The 24,327-nt window shown below is 62.5% G+C and carries 26 protein-coding genes; 13 read left to right on the top strand and 13 right to left on the bottom strand.

Annotated elements, in window-relative coordinates:
- Positions 1-76 precede the first annotated feature (76 nt).
- A complete protein-coding gene (locus RQ479_RS16160; protein ID WP_376705838.1) occupies positions 77-1,909 on the top strand; it encodes a hypothetical protein in 1,833 nt (610 codons plus the stop codon).
- On the opposite strand, the gene RQ479_RS16155 is transcribed toward RQ479_RS16160, so the two are convergent.
- From RQ479_RS16155 to RQ479_RS16115, 9 genes are read right to left on the bottom strand one after another with little or no spacing between them, the layout of a single operon-like run.
- The gene (locus RQ479_RS16155; RefSeq protein ID WP_376705837.1) at positions 1,846-2,133 is read right to left on the bottom strand and encodes a hypothetical protein; all 288 of its coding nucleotides are present in this window, start codon (positions 2,131-2,133) and stop codon (positions 1,846-1,848) included. The two genes, RQ479_RS16160 and RQ479_RS16155, sit on opposite strands and share 64 nt — an antisense overlap.
- Positions 2,134-2,163: 30 nt before the next feature.
- Positions 2,164-3,210 carry a UDP-glucuronic acid decarboxylase family protein gene (locus RQ479_RS16150; RefSeq protein WP_376705836.1) on the bottom strand — a complete coding sequence of 349 codons (1,047 nt, stop codon included), beginning with the start codon at positions 3,208-3,210 and terminating at the stop codon, positions 2,164-2,166.
- 23 nt (positions 3,211-3,233) lie between these two features.
- A complete protein-coding gene (locus tag RQ479_RS16145) occupies positions 3,234-4,343 on the bottom strand; it encodes a glycosyltransferase (RefSeq protein ID WP_376705835.1) in 1,110 nt (369 codons plus the stop codon).
- Positions 4,340-5,434 (bottom strand): glycosyltransferase, encoded by a 1,095-nt coding sequence (locus RQ479_RS16140; RefSeq protein ID WP_376705834.1) that lies wholly within the window; start codon positions 5,432-5,434, stop codon positions 4,340-4,342. Before RQ479_RS16140 ends, RQ479_RS16145 begins: the two co-directional genes overlap by 4 nt.
- A complete protein-coding gene (locus RQ479_RS16135; protein ID WP_376705833.1) occupies positions 5,431-6,561 on the bottom strand; it encodes a glycosyltransferase in 1,131 nt (376 codons plus the stop codon). The genes RQ479_RS16140 and RQ479_RS16135 overlap by 4 nt, the downstream gene beginning before the upstream one ends.
- Before the next feature lie 2 nt (positions 6,562-6,563).
- A complete protein-coding gene (locus RQ479_RS16130; protein ID WP_376705832.1) occupies positions 6,564-7,664 on the bottom strand; it encodes a glycosyltransferase family 4 protein in 1,101 nt (366 codons plus the stop codon).
- The gene (locus RQ479_RS16125) at positions 7,649-8,941 is read right to left on the bottom strand and encodes a TIGR04295 family B12-binding domain-containing radical SAM protein (RefSeq protein WP_376705831.1); all 1,293 of its coding nucleotides are present in this window, start codon (positions 8,939-8,941) and stop codon (positions 7,649-7,651) included. Before RQ479_RS16125 ends, RQ479_RS16130 begins: the two co-directional genes overlap by 16 nt.
- Positions 8,938-10,017: an NAD-dependent epimerase/dehydratase family protein gene (locus RQ479_RS16120; RefSeq protein ID WP_376705830.1), complete on the bottom strand. Its 1,080-nt coding sequence runs from the start codon at positions 10,015-10,017 to the stop codon at positions 8,938-8,940. Before RQ479_RS16120 ends, RQ479_RS16125 begins: the two co-directional genes overlap by 4 nt.
- Positions 10,014-11,120 carry an NAD-dependent epimerase/dehydratase family protein gene (locus RQ479_RS16115; protein ID WP_376705829.1) on the bottom strand — a complete coding sequence of 369 codons (1,107 nt, stop codon included), beginning with the start codon at positions 11,118-11,120 and terminating at the stop codon, positions 10,014-10,016. Before RQ479_RS16115 ends, RQ479_RS16120 begins: the two co-directional genes overlap by 4 nt.
- 238 nt (positions 11,121-11,358) lie before the next feature.
- On the opposite strand from RQ479_RS16115, the gene RQ479_RS16110 reads away from it, so the two are divergent.
- Positions 11,359-11,631, top strand: coding sequence for a hypothetical protein (locus RQ479_RS16110; RefSeq protein WP_023676123.1), 273 nt, complete (start codon positions 11,359-11,361; stop codon positions 11,629-11,631).
- 29 nt (positions 11,632-11,660) lie between these two features.
- Here the strand turns inward: RQ479_RS16110 and RQ479_RS16105 are convergent, their stop codons facing one another.
- Positions 11,661-12,209: a response regulator gene (locus RQ479_RS16105; protein ID WP_376705828.1), complete on the bottom strand. Its 549-nt coding sequence runs from the start codon at positions 12,207-12,209 to the stop codon at positions 11,661-11,663.
- Positions 12,210-12,258: 49 nt separating this feature from the next.
- Positions 12,259-12,456: a hypothetical protein gene (locus RQ479_RS16100; RefSeq protein WP_376705827.1), complete on the bottom strand. Its 198-nt coding sequence runs from the start codon at positions 12,454-12,456 to the stop codon at positions 12,259-12,261.
- Positions 12,457-12,622: 166 nt separating this feature from the next.
- On the opposite strand from RQ479_RS16100, the gene RQ479_RS16095 reads away from it, so the two are divergent.
- Together RQ479_RS16095 and RQ479_RS16090 are read left to right on the top strand one after the other, a co-directional pair.
- Positions 12,623-15,727 (top strand): CheR family methyltransferase, encoded by a 3,105-nt coding sequence (locus RQ479_RS16095; protein WP_376705826.1) that lies wholly within the window; start codon positions 12,623-12,625, stop codon positions 15,725-15,727.
- Positions 15,728-15,735: 8 nt separating this feature from the next.
- Complete coding sequence (locus RQ479_RS16090) at positions 15,736-16,083, top strand: response regulator (RefSeq protein WP_376705825.1); 348 nt, start codon at positions 15,736-15,738, stop codon at positions 16,081-16,083.
- A 68-nt stretch (positions 16,084-16,151) separates the two neighbouring features.
- Here the strand turns inward: RQ479_RS16090 and RQ479_RS16085 are convergent, their stop codons facing one another.
- Entirely contained in the window at positions 16,152-18,452 is a 2,301-nt protein-coding gene (locus RQ479_RS16085; RefSeq protein ID WP_376705824.1) for an FdhF/YdeP family oxidoreductase, read from the bottom strand.
- Between the two features lie 145 nt (positions 18,453-18,597).
- Here RQ479_RS16085 and RQ479_RS16080 point away from each other — a divergent pair, with 145 nt between their 5' ends.
- From RQ479_RS16080 to RQ479_RS16060, 5 genes are all read left to right on the top strand, one after another.
- Positions 18,598-18,816, top strand: a complete 219-nt coding sequence (locus RQ479_RS16080; RefSeq protein ID WP_254818791.1) for a hypothetical protein — start codon at positions 18,598-18,600, stop codon at positions 18,814-18,816.
- Between the two features lie 27 nt (positions 18,817-18,843).
- On the top strand, positions 18,844-19,281 hold the full coding sequence (locus RQ479_RS16075) for a GFA family protein (protein WP_376705823.1): 438 nt from the start codon (positions 18,844-18,846) through the stop codon (positions 19,279-19,281).
- 52 nt (positions 19,282-19,333) lie between these two features.
- Positions 19,334-19,588 (top strand): hypothetical protein, encoded by a 255-nt coding sequence (locus RQ479_RS16070; RefSeq protein WP_376705822.1) that lies wholly within the window; start codon positions 19,334-19,336, stop codon positions 19,586-19,588.
- Positions 19,589-19,724: 136 nt separating this feature from the next.
- Positions 19,725-19,904, top strand: coding sequence for a hypothetical protein (locus tag RQ479_RS16065; protein WP_292657139.1), 180 nt, complete (start codon positions 19,725-19,727; stop codon positions 19,902-19,904).
- A gap of 3 nt (positions 19,905-19,907) precedes the next feature.
- Positions 19,908-20,126, top strand: coding sequence for a hypothetical protein (locus RQ479_RS16060; protein WP_292657136.1), 219 nt, complete (start codon positions 19,908-19,910; stop codon positions 20,124-20,126).
- Positions 20,127-20,170: 44 nt separating this feature from the next.
- On the opposite strand, the gene RQ479_RS16055 is transcribed toward RQ479_RS16060, so the two are convergent.
- On the bottom strand, positions 20,171-20,401 hold the full coding sequence (locus tag RQ479_RS16055; protein WP_376705821.1) for a hypothetical protein: 231 nt from the start codon (positions 20,399-20,401) through the stop codon (positions 20,171-20,173).
- Positions 20,402-20,857: 456 nt separating this feature from the next.
- Between RQ479_RS16055 and RQ479_RS16050 the strand changes: the two genes are divergently transcribed.
- The 4 genes from RQ479_RS16050 to dctP all read left to right on the top strand — a co-directional run bounded on the left by RQ479_RS16050 (position 20,858) and on the right by dctP (position 24,280).
- Positions 20,858-21,574 (top strand): GntR family transcriptional regulator, encoded by a 717-nt coding sequence (locus tag RQ479_RS16050; RefSeq protein ID WP_376705820.1) that lies wholly within the window; start codon positions 20,858-20,860, stop codon positions 21,572-21,574.
- Entirely contained in the window at positions 21,574-22,668 is a 1,095-nt protein-coding gene (locus RQ479_RS16045) for an LLM class flavin-dependent oxidoreductase (protein ID WP_376705954.1), read from the top strand. The genes RQ479_RS16050 and RQ479_RS16045 overlap by 1 nt, the downstream gene beginning before the upstream one ends.
- Positions 22,668-23,213, top strand: a complete 546-nt coding sequence (locus RQ479_RS16040; protein ID WP_376705819.1) for a flavin reductase family protein — start codon at positions 22,668-22,670, stop codon at positions 23,211-23,213. Before RQ479_RS16045 ends, RQ479_RS16040 begins: the two co-directional genes overlap by 1 nt.
- A gap of 89 nt (positions 23,214-23,302) precedes the next feature.
- Positions 23,303-24,280: a TRAP transporter substrate-binding protein DctP gene (dctP, locus tag RQ479_RS16035; RefSeq protein WP_376705818.1), complete on the top strand. Its 978-nt coding sequence runs from the start codon at positions 23,303-23,305 to the stop codon at positions 24,278-24,280.
- Positions 24,281-24,327: the final 47 nt, after the last annotated feature.

The raw sequence follows: 24,327 nt of genomic DNA, 5'->3' as shown, positions 1-24,327 counted from the left end.
TCGTGCAACCGATAGTGGATCAAAGTAGCGCCCGCCGAGTTGTGCAGCGAGGGGTGAGGCAAACCGGGACGGGACAATGATCGTCTATGGCGACCACAAGCAAATGCGGAGCGCGCGATATGTTCGCGCCTCGGCCTGCGACGCGGCCGGGTACATTGCGGACATGCCAAGTGGGATCGAACGCCACGCAGCGCTGGTCGGCCTGTTCATCAGGGCTTCGGAACTGGTCCAGGGCCTCGCCGATGCTGAATTCGAGGCCAAGGGCACGGACAGGAATTCCCGACAGCGGATCGCGGGCGCAAATCTCCTGGTCGGCTTGGCCCGGGACGTTGGCAGATCGTGGGGGGCCGGATTCGCCATCGACGGCCCGATCGATGCCGAAGTGCCGCGAATGCTGGCCGAACTCGATTGCGATGGCGAAATCCTGACCGGCACGGCTGAAGGATTTGCCCATTACGCGCTCTATCCGGAGAGCTATTTCGTCGCCGCGCGGCAGTCGGGTCTCGATGCGAACACATGCGTGATCGGCATCCGCAGCATCGGCCTGGGGCTGGCGGCAATGGTGGCGGCAGCCATCGGCGCACCGGCACCCGTCAGCGTCCGACCGACCGGCCATCCGTTTCGCAGGCGGCTTGCCACCGATCCGGAGCTGATCGGCGGCTGGAGGGCGAGGCAGTCGGCCCGCTTTGCCATCGTCGACGAAGGCCCGGGCCTGTCAGGCAGTTCGTTCCACGCCGTCGTCGCATGGCTGCAAGCGCTGGGCATCGATGCCGGGCGCATCCATCTGTTCCCCAGCCATTCGGGTGGGCCGGGTCCCGAGGCATCGGCGGACAGTCGTGAGGCATGGACGGTTTGCCAAAAACACACCGCGGATTTCGAACGGACTTTTCCCGCTGGCTCCGCTCTGCCGGCGCTGCGGGATTGGGTGGCCAGGACGATCGGCCGCACAGCGGTCAGCCTGACCGAAATATCTGGCGGAGAGTGGCGTCGCTTGCATTATGGCTCGCAGGATCATTGGCCGCCCGTCCACCGCGGCTTCGAGCGGCGAAAGTTTCTTGCTTCTGCGGGCCGGGAAAAATGGTCGGTCAAATTCGTCGGCCTCGGCGAAATTGGAATGCACAAGGCCGAGACTGCCAGAAGGCTGCATGACGCAGGCTTTGGCCCGGACGTCGCCGGGCTGTGCCATGGCTTTCTCGTTGAACGTTGGATCGACGGTACAACGCTGGACCGGGCAAGGCTTTCGAAAGAAAAAGTAGTCGCGCATCTCGGACATTATCTGGCCTGGCGCGCAGCCAATCTGCCCGCGTCCGAGCCGGGCGCCTCGCTGGAGGCGCTTGCCGACATGGCCGTGCAGAATACAAGCGAGGCTTTGGGCGAAGGCCGTGCCACGGAGTTGCGGACCTGGTTCTCGAAACAGGTTTCACCCAAGACCATGCAGCGGATCGAGATCGACGGGCGGCTTCATCACTGGGAGTTCATCCTTTCGCGCGGTCGAAGGCTGGTCAAGACGGACGCCCTCGACCATTGCCGATCGCACGATCTGATCGGCTGCCAGGACATCGCCTGGGACATTGCCGGCGCCCGTGTCGAGTACAGCCTCTCCGACACGGCGACTGCGGCGCTTTGCAAGGCTGTCGAGGCGACTACGTCTCGTCCCGTCGATGCCAATCTGGTCCACTACTACGAGCCCTGCTATCTCGCCTTCCAGCTTGGCTTGTGGAGCATGGCTCAGCGATCGGGCGATGATCGGGAACAGATCCGGCTGGCGGCCGCGGCAAGACGTTACGCTGCCGCGCTGCTTCGTTTCCTGGAAAGCCAAGGCGACCTGCGGCCGCCCGAGCGGGATCAGTCCAGCCGGCGCAGCATATCCGCTTCCTTTTCGAGGATGGCGACTACCTCCTCGCGCTGAAGATGCGTCATCATCAGGCTCACACAACATTCCAGATAGGTGATGGAGGCGCGCCGCAGGAAGGCAGCCGTCTCCTTTGCGGCCATTTGGTCGATGTCTTTGGCGGATCGCTTCGGATGCACAATCGTCTCCATGCCGGTACCTTGGCAGAACCAGAAGCTGGGCGGGTTGTTCCCGCGACGAGAAAAAGTGACCAAATCCGAAACGACGGCGCTTTCCGTCATGACCAAGCAGCGGCCAGACGCTCCCGGCCTTCAGGCCGGCAGGTTTTGCAGCCGGCCTGATGCAGAACGCACGGTGGCGGGAATTCGACGTCTTCTGTTGATCATCTGCGCCGCCTCAAGCTCGGCAAAATAACCGATCGTGCGCATCAAACCCTGCCTGAGCGGCACTTTTGGCGACCAGCCGAGAAGTTTCCTTGCGCGGGAAATGTCGGGTTGCCGACGACGAGGATCGTCTTGCGGCAGCGGTAGGAATTTCAGGCCCGATTTGGTTGCGGTCATGCCTCTCACCAGGCTCGCCAGTTGCAGGATGGTGAACTCCCCCGGATTGCCCAGATTGACGGGCTGGCGCGGATTGGGATCGACCTCCATCAACCGGATCAAGCCGTCGACCAGATCGGAAACATAGCAGAACGACCTGGTCTGCAGCCCGTCGCCGAATATCGTCAAAGGCCGTCTCTCGAGTGCCTGCATGATCAGATTGGAAACGATCCGTCCGTCCGCAGGGTCCATCCTGGGACCATAGGTGTTGAAGATGCGGGCGACACGGATATCGGCTTTTCCCATTCTCAAATAGTCGAAACACAGGGTTTCGGCGGTGCGCTTGCCTTCGTCATAGCAGGCGCGAGGGCCGATGCAGTTTACGTGGCCGACATAGTCCTCCTTCTGCGGATGCTGTTCGGGATCGCCATAAATTTCGCTGGTGGACGCCTGCAGGAAGCGGGCGCAATTACGAGCGGCGAGCTCCAGCAGATTAAGCGTCCCGATGACACAAGTCCGCGTCGTGTGGACCGGGTCGGCCTGGTAACGCGGCGGCGAGGCCGCGCATGCCATATTGAAGATGCGGTCAACCGGTTCGCCAAGCTCCAGCGGCCGACAAATGTCTTGCTTGATCAGCCGAAAATCCGGACGATCGGCGATCGATGCTATGTTCTCCATGCGGCCGGTAAGGAAATTGTCGACGCAGATCACGCGCCAGCCGGCCTGGAGCATTGTCTCGCAAAGATGCGAACCGAGGAAGCCTGCGCCGCCGGCGACAAGCACGGTCCTGGTCCGTTGCGCCTTTCTTGATAGCTGCATCTCTATCTTCTCCCGTCTGCGGGTCATGCTGCGCTCTCGACATCCAGATCGAGAACAGAACGTGGCGATTTGGCCTGCGCCAGCAGCGAAACGAATTCGCGGGCTCTTGCGATGCTTGTGTGAGCTGCCAGGATGAGCACGCGCGCCTGCTTGGCCATGGCAAGCCGGGCGCCATCGGATTCCCCAGACAGGATACCGATTACGTCCTCGGTCGTGCGCGCGGTGTGGATCGTCCGCTCCGGAAACAGGCTGTCCAGTCCAGCCCAGCTATCGCTGATGATCGCCGTGCCGCAGGCGGCTGCCTCGAAGAGTCGCACGCTGGGCGACCATCCGGCCGCGATCATGGAACTGCGCGTGACGTTCAACGTGTAGCGTTGGCGGCTGTAAAAGGCCGCGTGATCTGCCGGCGGCAGGTGTTCGATACGATCGACATTGTCCGGCCAGACGATTTCGCGCGGATATTGCGAACCTGCCACGACGAAGCGGCGCTCCGGCATGCGACGCGCCGGTTCGAACAGCAGCGCCTCCAGCGTCGCCTGGCGGTCGGGGCTGTAGGTGCCGAGATAGCCGAGATCCCAGCGGACTGGATCGCCGGTTCCGTGATGCCGTTCCGGGTCGACGGAACAGTAGAGCGGCTCGGCCCGCCTCGCGCCGAATTCCGCCGACAGACGGGCAAGCGTCGGCCCGCCGGTGAACGAGAAATAGACGTCGAAATACGGGACCTGCCGCCTGGCAATGTACTCGCAATCATCGGTTGAAAGCCTTGCCAGCGTGACCGGCGTGTCGATGTCGTAGAAGCAGAACTGACCCGTGCACAGCGATGCCACGACGTCGATGATTTCGGGGCCTTCCGGAACGAAGGAGCCGACGACCACGATATCGGCCTCGCGCAGGCAGCGCGCAAAATTGCGGCGAAGATCATCGGTCGTTTCGTAGTAGCGCAGGGCGCAGAAATCGGGATCGCGCAGGTCGCGGTGTTTTGCATACCATGGCACGTCGCGCTCGAGAAAGGTGACGCGGTGGCCGAGTTCGTGGAGACCTTTAAGCAGCCCCCGAAAGGTGGTGGCGTGGCCGTTTCCCCAGGATGAGGAGAGCGACAGGCCAAGAAAGACGATGTCGAGCGGCTTTGTCATTCGGCCGCCTCCACGGTCGGACGCTCGAAATGGCGCCTGAAAATGGCGTCGGCCAAAACGGCCCGTGTCGTATAGGTATGTTCGCCAAGCACCCGCCGAAGCGCAGATGCCCCGATCGCCTTGGCCCGTTCGGCGCTAAGGCCTTGCATGATTTCGGCGACATCGTCGCCATCGCGCGCGACCAGGATTTCCTCGCCGGGTTTCAGGAACAGGTCTACACCGAGCCAGGCGTCGGTGATGAGGCATGCGCCGGCGCCCGCCGCCTCGAAAACGCGCGTCGCAGGTGAAAAGCCATTGGCCGCCATGCTGTCGCGGCTGATGTTGAGGACCGCCTTGGCCGTGACGTTCAATGCATTGTGGTCACGCGTGCCGACATGGCCGAGCCATCGGACATTGGCGGGCATCTGCTTGTCGCCCCAGCCCGATCCGCCGAGCAGGAAGCGCTGATCGGCCGAGCGGCTGGCCGGGTCGAGGAAGAAAGCCTCGACGCGCGCCTCGCGGTCCGGCAGCCGGTTGCCGAGAAAGGCGAGATCGCAGGCAAAGCGCATATCCTTGCCGACCGGATGGTGCGTTTCCGGATCGAGCGCATTGTAGATCGGCACGCATTCGGCCGCCCCCATTGCCCGATAGGCCCAGACCACCGGGTCGCCGCCGCCATAAGTCAGCACGAGGTCGATTTCCTGCAGCGCGCGATGCAGCGGATGATCCGGCTCGTCGCGCAACTGGCCAAGCGTCGCCGGCGCATCGACATCCCAGAATACGGTCAGCGCATCGGCACGGGCGTGATCGAGCACCGCCCGCAGCAGCGCGTCGTCGGCGAATCCGACGCCACTCGCCTTGACGACGATATCCGCCTCCGCCGCCCGCGCCGCCACCTGCATCATGGCATGCGGGGTTGCCTCGTAGACGACGACGGCACACCAGTCCGGCGCTTCGATGTCGCGATTTTTCTGTCGATCGTAGACGTCCGGCTCGTAGAAGGTGATGTCATAGCCGAGCCTTGCCAGGGCCTTGAGCAGTCCGCGGTAATAGGTGGCCGCGCCGTTCCAATAGGACGACAGCAGGCTCGACCCGTAAAATGCGATCTTCATTCGGCGGCCTCCTTTGCAAGGATCGTGTCGGCGGCTTGGCGGTGCCCGCATTCGGCGAGCACGCCGAACAATTCATCCGCCCGGTGCCGGCATGTGTGCCGTGAGCGGATCGTCTCGAGGCCCGATGTCGCCAGAGATGCGGCGAGATCCGCGTCACGCAGCACGGCGCGAAGATGATGCCGCATCTCGAAGCCGGTGTTTGCAAACAGGAAATCGGTGCCCGGCCTGAACAGACGTTCGACATCGGACCAAGGCGCCGAAATGAGCGGAATGCCGCAGGCGAGCGCCTCGAACATGCGGATGGTCGGGATGCCGGGCAGGCTTTCGCGGTATGGGCGCCGCGGGATGTGAACCGTGATACGGTTCGCCGCGAATGCCTTCGGCACGTCGGCATTGGCAATCCAGCCTTCGTAGCGCAGGCCGGCGGCCGCAAGGTCGGCGAGCGCCTCCCGCGGATAGCGAACGCCGTGCACGGTTCCGCTCAGGCCGAGCTCACGCACCGGGTCGACCAGGAACTCCCTGATTTCGGCGCTGCGCTCGTCGTCGCCCCAATTGCCGATCCAGATCAGGTCGGCACTACGCTCGATTTCAGGATGTGGCTGGAACAGATGGTCATCGGCTGCCTCGTGCCAGGTGAAGACCCGCTTGCCCCATCCAGCGCGGAGATAGCTTTCCCGCAGCGCCTCGCCGAAGGCGAGCACGCCGTCATAATGTTCAAGCCGCAAGGCGGAAATCGCTTGCGCGGCCGAGATGGCGCGATGGTGCGTGTCGTGGAACAGCAGCGTGAAACGCCCGCCACTCGCTTTTGCCCTGCCCAGCCGCGCGACAAGCTCCGGCTCGGTCCACTCATGCACGATCACCACATCGGCGTCGGAAATCCAGGCTTCGTGGTCGAATGCGGCGTCATAGGTGACCGGCATCAACTCGGGAAAGTCCTTCCGGAATCGCTCGATTGCGAAGGACCCTTTCTCGGCCAGCAGGTTCGACCGGCTCCAGCCGTCGGCGGGCTCCAGCGCGATCGCCTGGTGCCCGCGCGCGACCAGCTCGCGCATGATGCCGCGCAGGAAATGTGCGTTGCCGTGGTTCCAGTCGGAAACGATCGAATGGGTGTAGAACAAAAACCGCATAATCAACTATCCGCCATGGTGGCCAGGGCCGCCTTGTCGTAGACGCCGCGCATGGCGGTCGCCTGTCTTGCCAATGAAAATCTGCGGCTTCGGCGGGCGGCTGCCTCACCGAGCTCTCGCCGGCGCTGCGCGTCGCTGCAAAGGCTATTGATGCATCTGGCGAGATCGCCCGGATCGCGCACGTCGTAGAACAACGCCGCGCCGTCCCACAATTCGCGATAGGTCGCGATATCGGCGAGCACCAAAGGCGTCGCCGACATCGCGGCTTCCAGCGTGGCCAGGCCGAACGGTTCGTAGAGCGACGGCGATACGAAAATGCCTGCCCGCGCCATCAGCAAGCGCACTTCCTCATGCGGTACCGGCCCGACGGGAACGGCGTGGCTGAAGCCAACATGCTGGCCGTCCGGCCCTTGCAATGATCCGGCGACGAAGACCGGCCATTGCGTCAGGGAGGCGGCCTGGTCCAGCGCCGCCGCATTCTTTCCTTCGTCCCACCAACGCGCGGCGGCGAAAGCGACCGATTCCCGCCTTTCGCCCTTCGCGCCGGGCCGCGCGCCGTTGCCGACGACGCTCAGGCGCGCGATCGGTCCGTAGCAGGTTTCGAGCATGTCGGCGTGGCTGCGGCTGGGCGCAACGACCATCCCCGCTTTGTCGAAACCGCGCCGGTTACGGTCCTTCTGCCAGGCCCATTCGCCGTCCGCCGCCTGTCCTTTGACGGCGTGGAACCATGTCACCAGGCAGGAATGCGACACCGCCACGACCGCGCACGGCACGTCGAGCCCCGCGGCCTGCGTCGGCGCGTTGAGATGGACGACGTCGATGGCGTAGTCACGGATGAGTGGGTGCAGCTCCTGCTGCAGTGCGTCGAGGTCGTGCTCGTTGCGGGTCATCCAGTCGGGCGGCGTGTTGAGCCAGGTCAGCGCCGCGAACGACTGGGCCTCCTCGGCCTGCTGCCTGGACGGTTCCGGACCAAGCCCGGCAAGCACGACGCTGTCGCCGCCGGCGACCAGTTGCCTGGCCAGATCGAGCGCATAGCGCCAGACGCCGCCAACCGCATCGACAGTCATTAGGATACGCCGTGGCGGGCTCAGTGTCCGCAACATGTGGCCTCCAATTCGGCCAGCGGACGCGGACGCTTCTCCTGGATGTCGCTGAACGTTCGGAAGGATGCGAGGTAATGTTCATGCGCGCGCTCCCAGGCGAGATCGTCAGGCTCGCCCCAAAGTTCGCGATAGCTGGGCGAACTCGGATAGGGATAAAGCGGCACCGGCTCGTTGGCCCAAACGCCGTTGTCGATCAGGTGCTTCCGCCAATAGTCGACCAGCGCGGGGTCGTCCTCGACCACGCCGATCAGATTGGCCTGCACGAACGGCACGTGGCGCCTTGCGTCGACCAGCAACGCAGCCAGTTCCTCGGTGCCCAGCCGGCAGCGTTTTGCCAGCATGGCGCGGCCTTCCACCGTCAGGCTTTCGAGGCCCGCCTCGATCGAGACGCAGCCGGCAGCGCCGAGCAGCCTCAGCAGTTCCGGTTTCCAAAGGTCGATACGTGTCTGCACGCCGAATTTCACATCGCGATCGACCAGCGCTTCCAGTAATGCCTTTTGCGGCAGGAAGATCTCGTCGATGAAGTAGATGTAGCCGACACCCTGTGCGATCAGCCGGTCGATCTCGGCGATCACTGCTTCGTGGTTCCGTCGGCGATAGGCATCGCGGAAATCGATCTTGGCGCAGAAGCTGCAATTATACGGGCAGCCGCGCGACGCCTCGACTTCCGCTCCGAAACCGACCTGATCATCGTCGAAGCGGTGATGATGGTGCTGATGGGCGGCAATCCAGTCCGATGGCCATTCGAGCGGTGGGTGATCGATGAACGAGCTCGCATGCACGCCGCCGTTCGAAACCAGTTCTCCATCCTCGAAATGGGCCGTGGACGGCACTGCGCTCCAGTCGTCGCGCCGGGCAAGTTCCGCGACCACTTCCTCGCATTCGCCGCGCACGACAATGTCGACGCCAAGCTTGCGCAAAGTCGGCACCGGCGTCGCCGAGCCATGCGGCCCGACAGCGACGGTGCGGCCGCCGCGCCCGGCAAGATGGTTGAGGAAATCGGCCGGCACGCGCAACTCGGGCGGTGCGCAGCGCCAGAACAGGTAGGTCGGCGCGGTGCTGACGACGGTCATGTCAGGCTCGAAGGCGGCGACGCGATCGGCAAGCGCGGCGTTGTCGAGCTTCTGGATCTGCCCGTCCAGCATCAGCACCTCGTGGCCGGCGGTTTCGAGCAAGGCTTTCGAATAGCCGAGTTCGAGCGGCAAATGCGGCTGGCGGCAGCCGAAATAGATGCTGTCCTGGTACGTCCAGGACGGATTGACCAGAGCGATCTTCATGCCACGTACCTCGCCGGTTCGGGATGCGGGTCGAGGCGATGACGCTGCAGCCAGTCGGCGAGGTCGCGGATGCCGTTTCGCCATGAGACGTGTGCTTTCCAGTCCAGCGTCGCCTCGATCGCGCGTGTGTCGGCGACGAAGAACGGTTGGTCGCCGGTGCGTTCGCGGTCGTAACGGATCGGAACGTCCCGTTTCGTTATGTCGCGAATCTCCTTCAACAGCATGCGCAGGCTGACGGCGTTGTCCGGTCCGCCGCCGAGATTGAATGCCTGGCCCTTGACCGCCTCGATGCGGTCAAGCACGGCGCGGTAAGCCGCGACCGCATCGGCGACGTGGAGGATGTCGCGCACCTGCTTGCCATCGCCATAGATGGTGATCGGCCGGTCGGAGAAGGCGCTGAGCAGGAAATGGGCGACCCAGCCCTGATCCTCCGTCCCGAACTGGCGCGGGCCATAGATGCAGCTCATGCGCAGTACCGCCGTCGGCAGATCGTATGACTTGGCGTAGTCGAGGACATACTGGTCCGCCGCGCCCTTGGAGCAGCCATAGGGCGTGCAGAAATCGAGGCCGCGCGTCTCGTCGATGCCGTGCGCATGGATGCCCGCGTCGCGAGGCGCGTATTTGCCGTCCACTTCGCGCATGGCGAGATCGGGGAGGCGGCCATAGACCTTGTTGGTGCTGGCGAAAACGACGGGGATGCGCTTGCCGCTGCGGCGAGCGGCTTCCAGGACGTTGAATGTCCCGCGCAGGTTGATGTCGAAATCCTCGTCCGGCCGAACCAGGCTCGTGGTGACGGCGGTCTGCGCGGCAAAGTGGAAAACCGCCTTCGAACGCGCCACCAGCGGCATCAGCGCCTCGGCGTCACGGATATCGGCGATTTCGACGGCGAGGCGGTTGCCGTGCTTTTGCGTCAGCCATTCGAGGTTCTGCTTGACGCCCGGACGGCTCAGATTGTCGATGACCAGCACCGGTTCGCCGTCCGACAACAGACTGTCGGCGAGGTTGGAGCCGATAAAGCCGCTGCCGCCGATAATGGCGACGGGCGCTTCGCGAAAATCGGGTGAATCCGGTCTCATGACACCAGCCCTCGCGCTTCGAGTTCCCGCTTCATCTCGGCGCTGCGATCGATGGCGACCGTGTTGCGCACCCATGCGACGAAATCGCCGAGCGAATGCTCCAGCCGGTACTGCGGCTGGAAGCCGAGGAGTTCGCGCGCCTTCGAGATGTCGGCAAAGCAATTGCGGATATCGCCGGAGCGTGCCTTGCCGAGGATTTCCGGCTGGCGGCCAGGCACGCCCATTGCTTCGGCGAGCAACCGGGCGACGTCGCTGACCGCGTAGGCTCGCCCGCTGCCGATATTGATGACATGGCCGCGCGCCTGGGGCTGTTCCAGCGCCAGCCGGAAGGCGCGGGCAACGTCGCGCACATGCACGAAATCGCGCTGCTGTTCGCCGTCTTCGAAAATCAGCGGCCGCTGGCCATTGGCGATGCGCGAGGCGAAGTTCGCCAGGACGCCGGTATACGGGTTCGAGAGCGCCTGTCCGGCGCCGAAGACATTGAACAGGCGCAGCGCCACCGCGTCGACGCCATAGGCTTCGCCGAAGATCAGTACGGCGCGTTCCTGGGCGAATTTTGTCAGTGCGTAGATCGAGGCGAGGTCGACCGGTTTCTGCTCGTCGGTGGGCAGCGGCGACAGGACTTCACCTTCCGGCGACAGGGGATTCCATTGGCCGCTGCGGATGTCGTCCGGCTGCCGTCTTGCATTGTCGACGCGCCGGCCGTCTGGCGTGGCATAGAGACCCTCGCCATAGACGCTCATCGAAGAAGCAACGACGATCCGTTCGATCGGCCGTTTGATCAGCGCCTCCAGCAGCGTGGCGGTGCCGAGGTCGTTGGCGCCGACATAGCGGGCGATCTCGTACATGGACTGGCCGACGCCCACTTCAGCCGCCAGGTGAATGATCGCGTCGACATCGTCGACCGCCTCTGCGATGGCGTCGCGATCGCGAACGTCGCCTTTGATCAGCTTGGCGCCTGGCGGCAGGCTGATTGCCTCGCCGCCATGCACCTGGTCCAGCAACGCATCGAGAATTGAAACCCCATAGCCATGTTCAACGAGTTCCTGGGCGACGTGGCGGCCGATAAAACCGCAGCCTCCCGTGACCAGTATACGTTTCACGACAACTCCTCATACGAATGGCTTTGCCGCCCCAAACTTCCGGGCGAAAGGTTTGTTCCCTTGCTTCAACAAAGTTCAGGAGGCTCGCCGGGGTAGGTTTCAAGCAGGCGTGGGAACATCGAAGGCTGCTTGGTGTTAGGAGCCATGTTCGACCAACCGCGCGCACATGCCGGGCAGCGATGCATCTGCTGGTTGTGCAACGCGGGGGATCTGGCGGTGGAATCGAAGGGAGATTGCGATGTCTGAATCGAAGACGACCACCGATCACGACGAAATCCGCCGTTGGGCCGAGGACCGCGACGGGCGGCCGGCGGTGGTGCGCACCAAAGGCGAGGGCGGCATACTGCGCATCGATTTCGGCGAGCCTGAAGAGACGTTCGAGCCCGTCGAGTGGGACGAATTCTTCAGGATATTCGATGAGAACGAACTGGCCTTCCTCTACCAGGATGAGACCAGCGGCGGAAAAACCAGCCGCTTCAACAAATTCGTCGAGCGCAGCCGGAAAGGCTAACATCGTCTAGTTGCCGGCAGCGGCCACGGTCAGTGCAGCAGGTTTGCTCCACGTGCCCTGACGATGTTTCGCATGATGCCGTTGAGCCAGTCCTCGGTGGAGGAGCCCGATCTTCTCTTGTCGATTTCGCCGATGGCCTGTTCGAGTGTTCGCTCGACCAGCCGGTCGGAAGCCTCCACATCTCCCAGCAGCAGACGCGCGGCGAGCCTGAGCTTAGGCAGCAGCGAAAATACGTCGTCCGAGGGCTCCGACATTCGACCTCCTTTCGATGCCGACGTCTCGGCTGGGAAGAGAGCATCGAAGACAGCCTGGGTGTCCGAGGATTTTCGGAGGCTGCTGGCATACCGAAGGCGCTCAGGAATAACGATGTCTTCATCGCCGCTGAAAAACACGAACGGCACGCCACGGCGCATCAACTCGTCGGCGATCGGGAATACCCGTCGTCCGTTGAGATTGACGTCCAGGATCGCAGCTTCCGCCTCGTCCGTATGTTTCGATGCCTGTTCGACCGTCGCCACTGGGCCAAGCACGACGGCGCCCATCTTGCTGAAGTAACGTGCAAGATCGCCCGCCAGCATCCATTCGTCCTCGACGATCAGGATATGCAAGCCTTGCAGGTCGCGCACCTCATTGTTCCTTCTTCCTGCGGGTTTTACGGCCGTCGGCGCAGACTTGTTCAAAGTGGCTGGCCAGAAGCTCTTGCAATCGTTCCGCGAGCGCGAGCAGGCGAGGCGGAATGTTTTCAGCTACGGGAAACTTGGTCAGATCCGGCGAGGGCAACAGGATTTGCCTAGCCCGCTTTATTTCAGGTGGTCGTTTTGCCATTGGAACCGCCTCCAAAGTCAAATGTTAATGCCCACCGGCGGTGCTTTGTTCCGTTGGTAGACTATTCGCTGGCCTGAGGCTCGGCCCGGTCTTAGTCTCAGGCGCGATTTGGGTCTGAGGCCTGATTTGACGGCTTCGTGTTCGCGGCGGTTACCAGGGGCTTGGCGTGGCATCCCAGAATGGAAGATTTCCCATAGTCGGCGTCGGTGCATCGGCCGGTGGCATTCCCGCAATGGAGGGCCTGTTCAAAGGACTGACCGACGGCACCGGCATGGCGTTTGTCATCGTCACGCATCTCAGCCCGGAACGGGAGAGCCTGCTGCACGAGGTCATCCGACGTTACACCGAAATGCCGGTCGTCGTGGCCGAAGAGGGCGTAGCGGTCCAACCGGACCAGGTCTATGTGATGCCACAAAACGTCGTCCTCACTATCCGTAAGGGCGCGCTTTCACTGCGCCGGCCGAACACGCTCAACCGCGAGCGCAAGCCGATTGACATCTTCTTCAGTGCATTGGCCGAGGACCAGGGCGAGTATGCGGTCGGCATTATCTTGTCGGGTGGCGATTCGGACGGCACGCTCGGCGCTAGGGCAATCAAGGAGCATGGCGGGCTGACCATAGCCCAGGCGTCCAACGGGTACGGCCCCCGCAACCCGGACATGCCGCAGAGTGCGATTTCGAGCGGCCTGATCGACATAGCGGCGCCCGCCGATCAGATCGGTGCAAAGCTTCAGGCGTTTGCCCGCGGCTTCGAGGTGCTGAGCGGACTGGCCGAAGCGGACGACGAGCACAAGGCCGAGATGGATCGGGCCCGCGATGAAATCTATGCCATTTTGCACAGTCATTCCGGTCACGACTTTTCCGGCTACAAGCCCAAGACGTTCCTGCGTCGCGTGAAGCGGCGCATGCAGATCACGCAGCTGCAGTCGATCACCACCTACATAGAGCGGCTGAAGAGAGATCCCGACGAGGTGGCGAAGCTGTTCCGCGACCTGCTCATCAATGTCACCAGCTTTTTTCGCGACGCCGAAGCGTTCAAATTGCTGGAGGAAAAGATCATACCGCAGATTTTCGAAGGCAAGAACGCCTCCGATCCAGTGCGTATCTGGGTGCCCGGCTGCGCCACCGGCGAGGAGGTGTTCTCGATCGGCATGCTGATGCGCGAGCGCATAGACAAGCTTTCCGCTCCGCCGCGCGTCCAGATATTCGCGACCGACATCGACGAGCCGGCGCTCGCGGTGGCGCGTGCGGCGCGTTATCCCGAAGCGCTGCTGCACGGGCTATCGCCACAGCGCAGGCAACGCTTTTTCCACAGCGACGGCGAGAGCTATGTGCTGGGTCCAGAGGTGCGCGAACTGTGCATTTTTTCACCCCACAGCGTTATCCGCGATCCTCCCTTCTCGCGCATCGACATGATTTCGTGCCGCAACCTGCTGATCTATTTCGGCCCGCAGATCCAGAACCGGGTCATTCCGATCTTCCATTACGCGCTGAGGCCGGGCGGTTATCTGTTCCTCGGCACGTCGGAAAGCGTCGGTCAGCACGGCGATCTGTTCGCCACGGTCGACAAGAAGCACCGGATATTCCAGGCGCGGGAACATGCCACGCCGCGGCCGCCGGTCCTTGTCGGCAATGGCCACACGGATCTCCGTCCGGTCGGACGCGGCGGCTCGAAGAACGATGCTGCCAGCCATTCGCTCCGCCAGGCGATCGAGGCTCAGGTGCTGGAGCGGTTCGCCCCGCCTCACGTGCTGGTCAATGGCGATGGCGACATCGTCTACTATTCGGCGAGGACGGGCAAATATCTGGAAGCGCCGCAAGGCGCCCCGAGCCGGCAGCTGGTGACCTTGGCCCGCCGCGGGCTGAGACTTGAGCTGCGCGCCGCATTGCGGGAAGCAGCCACGACGCGCCGCACGGTCGTGCGGGAGAACATAGCTGTCGAGGAAGACGACGGACAGCTTCAGTTCATTACACTGACGGTCGAACCGTACACAGGGCGCGGCAACGGCGAGCCCCTCTACCTCGTCCTGTTCAATCCGGTGGCACAGGCGCAGATGCGCTCCGAGCCGGCACGCGAAGGCCGCGGCACCGACGGCGCGGCCGATCTCGAGCGGGAGTTGCGCGACACACGCGAGCGGTTGCAATCGACCATCGAGGAATACGAAACCGCGCTGGAGGAAGTAAAATCTTCGAACGAGGAACTCGTCTCCGTCAATGAAGAGGCGCAGTCGACCAATGAGGAGCTTGAGGCCTCGAAGGAGGAGATGCAGTCACTCAATGAAGAGCTAAACACCATCAACGCGGAGCTGACCGGCAAGATAGAGGAGCTCGACCGCGCCAACAGCGACCTCAGAAACCTGTTCGAAAGCACGGAAATCGCGACCATCTTCCTCGACCGCAACCTTGTGGTGCGGACCTTCACTCCCGCCGCATCATCCTTCTTCAACTTGCGTCCATCCGACGTCGGCCGGCCGCTGACCGATCTTTCGAGCCAGCTCGATTACCCCGAGCTGAAGCGGCACATCCAGGCTGTGTTCGAGACCGGAGAGACCCTGAACCATCATCTTGCGCGCGATGACAACGGCCGGTTTCACCTGGTTCGCATCAACCCTTATCGGGACAAGGGCGGCGGCGTCCAGGGCGTCGTCGTGACACTGATCGACGTGACGACACTGGCGCAGGCGGAAGAGCGTCAGCAGGTGCTGATCTCGGAGCTGAACCATCGCGTCAAGAACATGTTGGCAGTCGTTGCGAGCATCACCAACCGGACGCGTGAAAACTCGGCGTCGAAAGACGAGTTCGCCGAAGCCTTGATCGGCCGGCTGCAGGCGATGTCACGAGCCTACAGTCTGCTCTCGCGCGAAAGTTGGACGGAAGCCTCCGTCGAGGAACTGCTGCGCCAGGAACTCGATCCCTTCGGGGCCGAACGGTTCGAACTCCATGGCAAACGGGTGAGCCTCAAGCCGGTACAAGGGCTTTCCTTCGGCATGGCAATCCATGAACTGGCGACGAATGCCGCTAAATATGGCGCACTGTCGAAACCTGCCGGGCGGATAGTCGTAAAATGGTCGGTCGCAGACGGAACCTTCAGGCTCACTTGGTCCGAGAAGGGCGGCCCCCGCATCAAGGAGCCAACCGACAGCGGCTTCGGCCTTACCCTTCTACGTGGCGAAATCGGCTATCGGCTGGGCGGAAAGGTTGAAACAAGTTTCCACTCAAATGGTTTGGAGGCGGAAATCGCATTCCCTCTGACCCGCGAGGGCTCGTCGTGACCGGAAAGATGCGCGTGCTGATCGTCGAGGACGAATGGCTGATCGCCGACGACGCGGCGGCTTACCTGCGCAAAGCCGGCCATCAGGTGGTTGGACCAGTTTCGTCCGTAACGGCAGCACTCCGCCTCGTTGGCGAAGGCGGCATCGACGCGGCGTTGTTGGATATCCAGTTGAACGACGAGACCAGCTATCCCATCGCGGAAGCGTTGCGGACGCGCGATGTTCCGTTCGCCTTCCTCTCCGGGTATGGCGAACGCGAAATTCCGGCCGGGTTCCGCACATGCAGGATCGTGCAGAAGCCGGCGAGCCAGAGCGCGATCCTGAATGCCGTGGATGAACTCGCGCGAGCCGGCTGAGGTCGCGATTTTGAAAGTCGCGCCAGGTCACATCGGCGTGGTGCGTGCCTGCCGCGAACAACGAACGCCTATGGCAAGATCCGCACCGGTACCGATTTGACTGCCGGAACATGAGCCTTCTTGGCTCTGTGCCACAAAGGAACCAGCGGGTTGAGCTCGGGATAGTAGCCGGCGCAATTTCCCTCCGGCACCGAGAAAGGCGTGATGCGCAGCCCGCGCACGCGGCGCTCCACACCATCCCGCGCATTGGCTTCGAGATCGACCTCCTGTCCCGCGCTCAAACCGAGGCGTTGGATATCCTTTTCGTTCATCAACAGCACCATGCGTGTGCCGCTGATGCCGCGCAGCCGGTCGTTGTAGCCGTAGACGGTCGTGTTGAACTGGTCGTTGGAGCGCACCGTGATCAGTGTCAGCACGTCACCGCCGGCGACATCGATGTCAGGGTCGGTTTCAAGGCCACTTGGGAGCTTGAAATTGGCCTTCTTGTTCGGCGTCTCCCACACCCGCTTGCTCGCCTTGATGTCGCGATGGAAGCCGCCGGGCGTGAGGAAGCGCTTGTTGAAGTCGCGGAAATGTTGGGGGTAGCAGCGCTCGATTTCGTCGCGGATGCGGGAATAATCCGCAACCCATTCATCCCATGGGATCGAACTCCTGCCCGGCACCGTCGCCTTGGCAAGCTCGGCGACGATCCTGGGCTCGGAAAGAAGATGTGGCCAAGCCGGAGGTCGCGATCCGAACGAGCCGTGGATACAGGCGGTGGAATCCTCGACCGACACCCTCTGGTCGCCGCTCGACTGATGATCTTTTTCCAGCCGTGACAGGCATGGCAGCAGGTAGGTTGTCTGGCCGGCGATCAGATGGCTGCGGTTGAGCTTGGTCGCGATCTCGACATGCAGGTCGAGCCCACGCCAGGCTTTTTCGACCAGGCCGGTTTCCGGAACGGCACGCACGAAATTGCCGCCCAGCCCGACGAAGCCCTTGACCGATCCGTCGATGACGCCCTCGCAGGTCTCGACTGTATCGAGACCTTTCTCGCGCGGCGGTTCAAAGGCGTAGAACTCGGCGAACTTGTCGAGCGGGACGAGCTCGGGCTTTTCCGATATGCCGACGGTGCGCTGCCCCTGGACGTTGGAATGGCCGCGCAGCGGCGAAATGCCGGCGCCGGGTTTTCCGATATTGCCGCGCATCATCAAAAGGTTGCATAGCATCTGGACGTTCTCGGTGCCGTGCCGATGCTGGGTCAGGCCCATGCCATAATTGCCGATCACGGCGTTGGCATGGCTGTAGACCTCGGCGACATGCTCCAGATCGGCCTGCGCAATGCCCGATCGTGCGACGATATCGCTCCACTGGGTGTTACGCAGGAAGGCTTCGAACTCGGCGAAGCCATGCGTGTGTTCGGCGATGAAAGCCGTATCGAGGACACGCGTCCTGCCGCTCTCGCGGGCGGCATCGTCGAGCGCAAGCAACGCCTTGGCGATGCCCGTCATCGCGGCGATGTCGCCACCGGAACGAACCTGGAAGTAATCGCTGGACATTTTGGTGCCCGGTCCGGGTGACAGCATGTCGATGGGGTTTTGCGGGTTCTTGAAGCGCTTTAGTCCCCGCTCGGGCAAGGGGTTGAAAGTGAAGACGGGCACGTTGCGTTGGCGTGCCTCCTGCAGCGGATGCAGCAGGCGCGGCGCCGTCACCCCGGTGTTGTGCCCGAAGAAGAACATCATGTCGCATTTCGCAAAGTCTTCGAGCTGCACGGTCCCGACCGGCGAACCGATCGATTCCGGCAAGCCGACAGACGTCGATTCATGACACATGTTGGACGAATCGGGCAGGTTCGAAGACCCATAGATCCGCGCAAAGAGCTGGTACATGAACGAGGCCTCGAGCGAGGCGCGGCCGGACGTGTAGAAGACCACCGATTTTGGATCGAGCCGTCGCAATTCGGCGGCTATGTCGCGGAATGCATCGTCCCAGGAAACCGGCTCGTAATGGTCGGTGGCGGCGTTGTAGCGCATGGGCGCGGTAAGCCTGCCCTGCTTCTCCAGATCGTGGTCCGGCCAGTCGAGCAATTCCGCCACCGAATGCTCGGCGAAGAATGCGGGTTCGCAGCGCTGCTTGGTCTGGTCCCACATCGTCGCCTTGGCGCCGTTTTCACAAAATTCGAAAGGCCTCGGCTGGGCCGGCTTTGCCCATGAGCAAGATACGCACATATAGCCGTCGGCCTTGTTCTGCTTGAGCAGCGTGCTCCATATCCCCGACAATAGCAGGCCTTCGCCGCGCGCCTTGCGGACCAGGGATTTGAGCGATCCCCAGCCGCCGGTCGGGTGGTCGTATTTCTTGGTTTCGATGCGATCGGTTACCGCGGGTTTCATGCAAGCCACTCCCTATAGAAGAGCACTCATACGAACCCGCCGTGGGGCTGAATGTTCCCGGCCGGCTCCGTCCCGTCACGCCGTCCGTCTAACCGGAACCATTTCCGCCATCGTTTGTTCGGCTCGATGAAAGGAGCCGTGCGAAATGGAGCGACGTAACGCGTTAATTGCGATGGTGATTTCGGCCATCATCATCGTCGGCTTTCTCATAGGCTTTTTGTACGGCGACATGGGCTGGCAGACTTCGCCGCTCAAACGAGCCCCTGAGCAGAACCAGGGTGGCAATGCTCCGGCCGATACCTCGCCTGCCGCAGGCATCAAGAAGAACCCCAAGGAAAATACCGAAATGCCAGGCCAGCAATGAAGGCCGGTCCGGCAATGAAGTTAGCCAATGCCACGAACTGAAACGGGTTCCTGTTTTTGCGGCGCCATAACGGCGCAAATGCGGGGCGAGCCGTTCTGGGTTTGCTCCGATCACGATGACGACTGTCGCAGGGCGATGGGAAGCCCACTAACGGTGTGGGTCGGTTATCGGCCCTCTGAATTCACAGTGCTCACCGGCACACCGAAGACCTTTTCGAAAACCCCCGGCGTGCTCCGGTCCTTCTGCGCGGATTGCGGAACTTCGATCGGCTATATCGACCAGGGCCTGCCCGACGAACTCTATCTGGCGATCGGCTTTCTCGATCACCCCGAACGCTTTCCGCCACAGGCCCACGCATATTGGGACATGAGGCTGCCCTGGGTCGACTTTCCAGATGAGCTGCCGCGGGTGAGGACGTATTCGAGGCGGCGAGATCCAGCCTTCGGAAATCCGGCGGAACGCTAGCTTTCGATCCCCTCGCTGGTTGGAAAACGTGCCATTCTGGCTTCGTACGAAAATGACGATTGGCGCGCGGCTGAAAACGCGCGATCATGTGCCAATGGGCCGCCGCTTGGATGACAAGCTCGATTGCAAGGCGTGCGGGACGATCCTGATGGAGATTCCCGACAACCCGAAGGATTCGACGCCGATCTATTGCAGCAGTTGCGGCGCCTATCTCGGCGAATGGGGCGATCTGCAGGAGGATTTTTTCAGGCAGGCTTTCGGCGCCCAGGCCTTCGATCTGAACAACGGAAACATCATCAAGAAATAGTCCTGGATTATACCGGCCTCCCGCCGGCCAAGCCACGGCCTGTGGACCCGGCTCGTTGCGGCAACCGCCCTTCGTATCGGACCCTCGGGAACCTTTCTCCCGAGCCGCTTGTTTGGGTGGCGGAAGGAGACACGCCATGAGCACAAAACCTCCCCCTGTGCCGCCGAAGAATCTGAGCCCAAAGGGCGCCGGTGACAAAAAATCGGTAGCAGCCGACCAGGCACCGCAATCTGCCGTTCCAGATCCCGACAAGCAGGGCCAGCAAGGCAACACGAAGGTCAACACCACCCATCAAGGCAACGTTCAAGATCGCTAGGTCATGTCCACGTCGAAGAAAACTCCTGCCAGCATCCGCCAGGGCGGTCCTGGCGCCGCGCACGAAAACGCCAAGAAGCCGCTGAGCGTAGAAAAGCCGCCGGCCGAATCCGACCGGCGCAGCCACAGCAAGGTCTCCGGCGGTGGCGGCGAACGCGACAGCCATCATACCCACGACCCTGAAAAGAAAGGCGACACTCGGCCCGCGCATCAGGGCAAGTGAAATCGGGTGGCGACGCGAAAGGTAGGTAGAGCTCGAGCGAAATGTCAGCGGGGACGGCGCGCCGAGGCGAACGGCACGACATTGTCGACATTTGCCACCGGCAAATCGAACAGCATCGGGAGCCCCCGCGTCGCGGCCATTTCCACGATCAGCTCTTCGATGGAGTGATTGGTCAGACGGGTCTCGACGCCCAGCCGGATCATCGCCGCCAGCTTGTGCACCGGCACCGGCACGGACTTCGCTCGGTCGTTGAGCAACCTGCTGATTTCGATCACGACGTCTGCGTCGATATCCCTAGGCAAGTCTCGCATAAGCGCCTCCCCGCCAAACGAATCGAAAAGCCCGCCGCACCTTTCGATACGGCGGGCGATCCAGCAGTGCGTACCGGCGAGGGGATCGGGTGGGCGTGCCGGCGCGCGCAGATCGCAAGTATTTTACTTAAATCCGACAGCTTCGATGTGTCACGGAAAAACATCTGTACGTTTTTTACCGACCCACCCGGATCATTAGCCATCCCTGCCGTCGCGGGCTCCGCTGCCTCCGGACGGCGAACCAAACAGTATACATTATAAACTTAAAACATCTTGCCAGGCGGTCCAGCCTGTGCTCCACTTCGCGTTGGAACATGGCCTGCAGGTCGAATTCTATCGATATGTGGCTGCATTTCAACGGATCACTGCGAGAACACCAGCCTCAAACCATATACGAAATCTTCGCATGGGAAGGCGCGGATGACGGAAACGATAGAGCTCAAACGGGTTGGCGATGGCAATCTGCGTGCCCAGGTCTATCAACAAATCCGGCTGACCATACAGCACGGCGAATTGGCGCCTGGCCAGAAGCTCGTCGATGTCGACATCGCCGCCCAGCTCGGCATTTCCAGAATGCCTGTCCGCGACGCCTTGATGCAGTTGGTGCATGAGGGCTACCTCGTCGGCACCACACGCGGCTTCACGCTGCCCACACTTACCGCAACGGATGTTGCCGACATCTTCGAGGTCCGCCGCTTGCTCGAGCCGCGGGCCGCCGCACACGCTGCGCGGACACTTGACGCCGCTGGCCTCAAGACGCTTGCAGCCGCGCTTCGGGAGGCGGAGGCTGCGGCCGCCGCCGGCGATGCCGATCGCTTTTTCCAAGCCAATTCGGCATTCAGGAATTGTTGGCTCGGTGCCGTCGAGAACGAGCGCCTTTCACAAACGATTGCCCGCTTCGCCGACCACGTGCTCGTCGTCCGCTTAAGGACGCTGTCGCACCAGCCGACGCAGGCCGTCGTCGTGGCCGGCATGCGCGCCATCTACGAGGCATTCGTCAAGCGCGACGCCGTCGCCGCTTACGACTGCATGACCCACTTCATTCAGAACGCCGAGGAGCGTTTCATGAAGCTGAGCCCACCGCTTCAACATTCCAGCGGTGAAGGTGAGAGCATGTCGCGGCGGGGGAAATCATGATCAGGAAGCAGCACCCGCTGAAAGGGCCGAACAGGTTCAAGCTCGGCGTCTTTTCCATGAACGCCGATGGCGGCCTGGCAATGACCACCGTCCCCGAGCGCTGGCGCGCTCGCTGGGAAGACAACCTCAACTCCGCCTGTATCGCCGATCGCGCCGGCCTCGAGTTTCTGCTGCCGATCGCCCGTTGGCGCGGCTTCGGCGGTTTGACGCATGTGCGAGAATGGTCGTTCGAGACTTTCACCTGGGCGGCGGGCCTTGCCGTCGCCACCGAAAACATCGGCCTGTTCATGACGGTGCATGTGCCGCTGGTTCACCCGCTGCAGGCTGCCAAAGCGCTGGCGACGGTCGACCACATCTCCAACGGGCGTGCCGGCTTGAACATCGTCTGCGGCTGGAACCCGGACGAGTTCGCCATGTTCGGGCAGACGGTCGGCGAGCGGACCTACGATCAGGCCGAGGAATGGATCAACATCATCGTGCGTGCCTATCAATCCAGGGAGCCGTTCGACTTCAGCGGCGAGTTCTATGATCTGAAGGGTGTCGTCAGCCGGCCGCCAAGCCTGCAGGCGCCGCGCCCGGTGACCATGAACGCCGCCTTCGGCGCGCCGGGGCGCAACTATGCGGCGCGCCACTGCGATTATTTGTTCTCGACTTTTTCCGAAATCGCCGACGGCCGTGCGCATGTGGTCGACATCACCAACCGAGCGGCCGAGGTCGGACGCGAAGTCGGCGTCTATACGGTCTGTCACGTCGTCTGCCGGGAGACCCAGCAGGAAGCCGAGGATTATTACCGGCACTACGCGCTGGAATGCGCGGACGAGGGCGCGGTCGACGAGCATATGCGCAAGAAGAAGGAATTCGCGAACTCGCATGACGCGAAGGCCTTCACCGAATATCGGCAGAGGTTCGCCGGCGGTGCTGGAACCTTCCCGCTCATCGGCACGCCGGAAAAGATCGTCGACGGTCTCACCGAGATCATGGACCAGGGTTACTCCGGCGCCGCCCTCACATTCGTCAACTACACCTACGAACTGCCCTTCTTCTGCGACCGCGTGCTGCCGCTGATGCGCCAGGCCGGGCTTCGAGTAAATTGATGCCGGCGGCCGCCATACCGACGCCGTGGGTGGATGGGCACGACGCCGTCAATCCGCGCGCGTTCAAGCAGGCGATGCGGGCCGTGGCGGGCTCGGTCGCCATCCTCGCCTCGGAGCATGACGAGATCGGCTTTTGCGGCATCACGGCGACGGCTCTCTGCTCGTTCAGTGCCGAGCCGCCGTCGCTGCTGGCCTGTGTCAACCGCGGCAGCACCTTTGCCTCGGCCATTCGCGAAGGCTTGCCCTTTTCGGTCAATCTTCCCGCCGGCGACCAGGAGAACGTTGTGCGCGCCTTTGGCGGCATGACCAAAGCCAAGGGCGCCGCGCGGTTCTCGTCCGGATCATGGGTGCGCGGCGAAACCGGCGCGCCCTTGCTTGTCGGCGCGCGGGCAATGTTCGAATGCCGGGTCGCCGAAATCATTGTGCGGGCGTCGCACATGATCGTCATCGGCATCGTCTCAGGCGTCGCGCTGGATCGCGCTCACCGATCGCCGGTCTTCTACGCGCATGGGCGGTTTCTGACAGTAGGAGATGATGTCAACTAACCGCCGTTCGTGTGGCGGCGCAGCGTGCAATTTCAGATCGGCCCGATGATGGGCCCCGGCGAAGTGAATCTATCAGAGGGAGTACGGCAATGCGCATTTGGAAATCCCTTGTTCTGGCGGCACTCATGTCGGGTGTAGCGGGTATCGCCACGGCCGAAGAGGTCGTCCTCAACGCTGTGCATTTTACGCCGACGCAGAACGGCTACGCCCAGAGCTTCCTGAAGTTCGTTCAGAAGGTGAACGAAAAGGGCAAGGGCGTGGTCCAGATCAATGTGCGCGGCGGGCCGGAGGTCATTCCGCCGATCCAGCAGGGCGCGGCGCTCAGGAGCGGCCTGATCGATGTGATCGACACACCGGCAGGGCAGTTCCTCGAGCTCGTGCCCGAAGGCGAGGTTTTCTCCGCATCGACGAAGACGCCGTGGGAGGTCCGCGAGAATGGCGGCTGGGACTTCATCAGCGGGATTTTCGAGAAGAAGGCGAATGCCCATCTGCTGGCGCATGTCGACGCGGGCTCGGGCTTCAACGTCTTCACCATCGACGAACCCAAGCTTAACAGCGAAGGCAGCATCGACTGGAGCAATCTGAAAATCCGTTCGTCGCCGCTCTATCGCGATTTCCTCGAATCCCTGGGCGCGACTGTGATCGTGCAAGCGCCGGGGGACGTCTATACCTCGCTCGAGCGCGGCGTCGTCAATGCCAACGCCTATACCGTATTTGGCTATGCGTCCTTCGGTTGGGACAAATTCACCAAATACCGTGTCGACCCGCAATTCTTCAAAACCGACGTGCTGGTCTCGATCAACAAGGCCAAATGGGACACGCTGTCGCCCGAGGCGCAGAAGCTGCTTGCCGACACGGCCGTCGAATACGAGCGCGCGAGCCATGACGCCAACCTTGCCGAGTCCGAAAAGCAGGCACAGGCGATGATCGACGGCGGGCAGAAGGTTGTCAGCTTGACCGGCGCCGGCCGCGACAAATTCCTGGCGGCTGCCACGCAGGCGAGCTGGGCGAGAATGGCCAAACGCGATCCCACCAACATCGATCAGTTGAAGAAATTCTTCCAATAGCCCGAGCCGAGGGTGCCTTGTGCGCCCTCCATCAAAGCTGGGCGCCA

The organism is Mesorhizobium sp. ISC25, assembly GCF_042295465.1.
Taxonomy (GTDB): domain Bacteria; phylum Pseudomonadota; class Alphaproteobacteria; order Rhizobiales; family Rhizobiaceae; genus Mesorhizobium.
Note: the sequence above shows the minus strand (reverse complement) of the source record. Positions and strands in the feature narration are given on the sequence as shown.

Excerpts from the sequence above, each read along its gene's own strand:
- RQ479_RS16160 (WP_376705838.1), top strand. The coding sequence starts at position 77 with ATGATCGTCTATGGCGACCACAAGCAAATGCGGAGCGCGCGATATGTT.
- RQ479_RS16155 (WP_376705837.1), bottom strand. The coding sequence starts at position 2,133 with ATGACGGAAAGCGCCGTCGTTTCGGATTTGGTCACTTTTTCTCGTCGC.
- RQ479_RS16150 (WP_376705836.1), bottom strand. The coding sequence starts at position 3,210 with ATGCAGCTATCAAGAAAGGCGCAACGGACCAGGACCGTGCTTGTCGCC.
- RQ479_RS16145 (WP_376705835.1), bottom strand. The coding sequence starts at position 4,343 with ATGACAAAGCCGCTCGACATCGTCTTTCTTGGCCTGTCGCTCTCCTCA.
- RQ479_RS16140 (WP_376705834.1), bottom strand. The coding sequence starts at position 5,434 with ATGAAGATCGCATTTTACGGGTCGAGCCTGCTGTCGTCCTATTGGAAC.
- RQ479_RS16135 (WP_376705833.1), bottom strand. The coding sequence starts at position 6,561 with ATGCGGTTTTTGTTCTACACCCATTCGATCGTTTCCGACTGGAACCAC.
- RQ479_RS16130 (WP_376705832.1), bottom strand. The coding sequence starts at position 7,664 with ATGTTGCGGACACTGAGCCCGCCACGGCGTATCCTAATGACTGTCGAT.
- RQ479_RS16125 (WP_376705831.1), bottom strand. The coding sequence starts at position 8,941 with ATGAAGATCGCTCTGGTCAATCCGTCCTGGACGTACCAGGACAGCATC.
- RQ479_RS16120 (WP_376705830.1), bottom strand. The coding sequence starts at position 10,017 with ATGAGACCGGATTCACCCGATTTTCGCGAAGCGCCCGTCGCCATTATC.
- RQ479_RS16110 (WP_023676123.1), top strand. The coding sequence starts at position 11,359 with ATGTCTGAATCGAAGACGACCACCGATCACGACGAAATCCGCCGTTGG.
- RQ479_RS16105 (WP_376705828.1), bottom strand. The coding sequence starts at position 12,209 with ATGCTGGCGGGCGATCTTGCACGTTACTTCAGCAAGATGGGCGCCGTC.
- RQ479_RS16100 (WP_376705827.1), bottom strand. The coding sequence starts at position 12,456 with ATGGCAAAACGACCACCTGAAATAAAGCGGGCTAGGCAAATCCTGTTG.
- RQ479_RS16090 (WP_376705825.1), top strand. The coding sequence starts at position 15,736 with ATGCGCGTGCTGATCGTCGAGGACGAATGGCTGATCGCCGACGACGCG.
- RQ479_RS16085 (WP_376705824.1), bottom strand. The coding sequence starts at position 18,452 with ATGAAACCCGCGGTAACCGATCGCATCGAAACCAAGAAATACGACCAC.
- RQ479_RS16080 (WP_254818791.1), top strand. The coding sequence starts at position 18,598 with ATGGAGCGACGTAACGCGTTAATTGCGATGGTGATTTCGGCCATCATC.
- RQ479_RS16075 (WP_376705823.1), top strand. The coding sequence starts at position 18,844 with ATGCCACGAACTGAAACGGGTTCCTGTTTTTGCGGCGCCATAACGGCG.
- RQ479_RS16070 (WP_376705822.1), top strand. The coding sequence starts at position 19,334 with ATGACGATTGGCGCGCGGCTGAAAACGCGCGATCATGTGCCAATGGGC.
- RQ479_RS16065 (WP_292657139.1), top strand. The coding sequence starts at position 19,725 with ATGAGCACAAAACCTCCCCCTGTGCCGCCGAAGAATCTGAGCCCAAAG.
- RQ479_RS16060 (WP_292657136.1), top strand. The coding sequence starts at position 19,908 with ATGTCCACGTCGAAGAAAACTCCTGCCAGCATCCGCCAGGGCGGTCCT.
- RQ479_RS16050 (WP_376705820.1), top strand. The coding sequence starts at position 20,858 with ATGACGGAAACGATAGAGCTCAAACGGGTTGGCGATGGCAATCTGCGT.
- RQ479_RS16040 (WP_376705819.1), top strand. The coding sequence starts at position 22,668 with ATGCCGGCGGCCGCCATACCGACGCCGTGGGTGGATGGGCACGACGCC.
- dctP (WP_376705818.1), top strand. The coding sequence starts at position 23,303 with ATGCGCATTTGGAAATCCCTTGTTCTGGCGGCACTCATGTCGGGTGTA.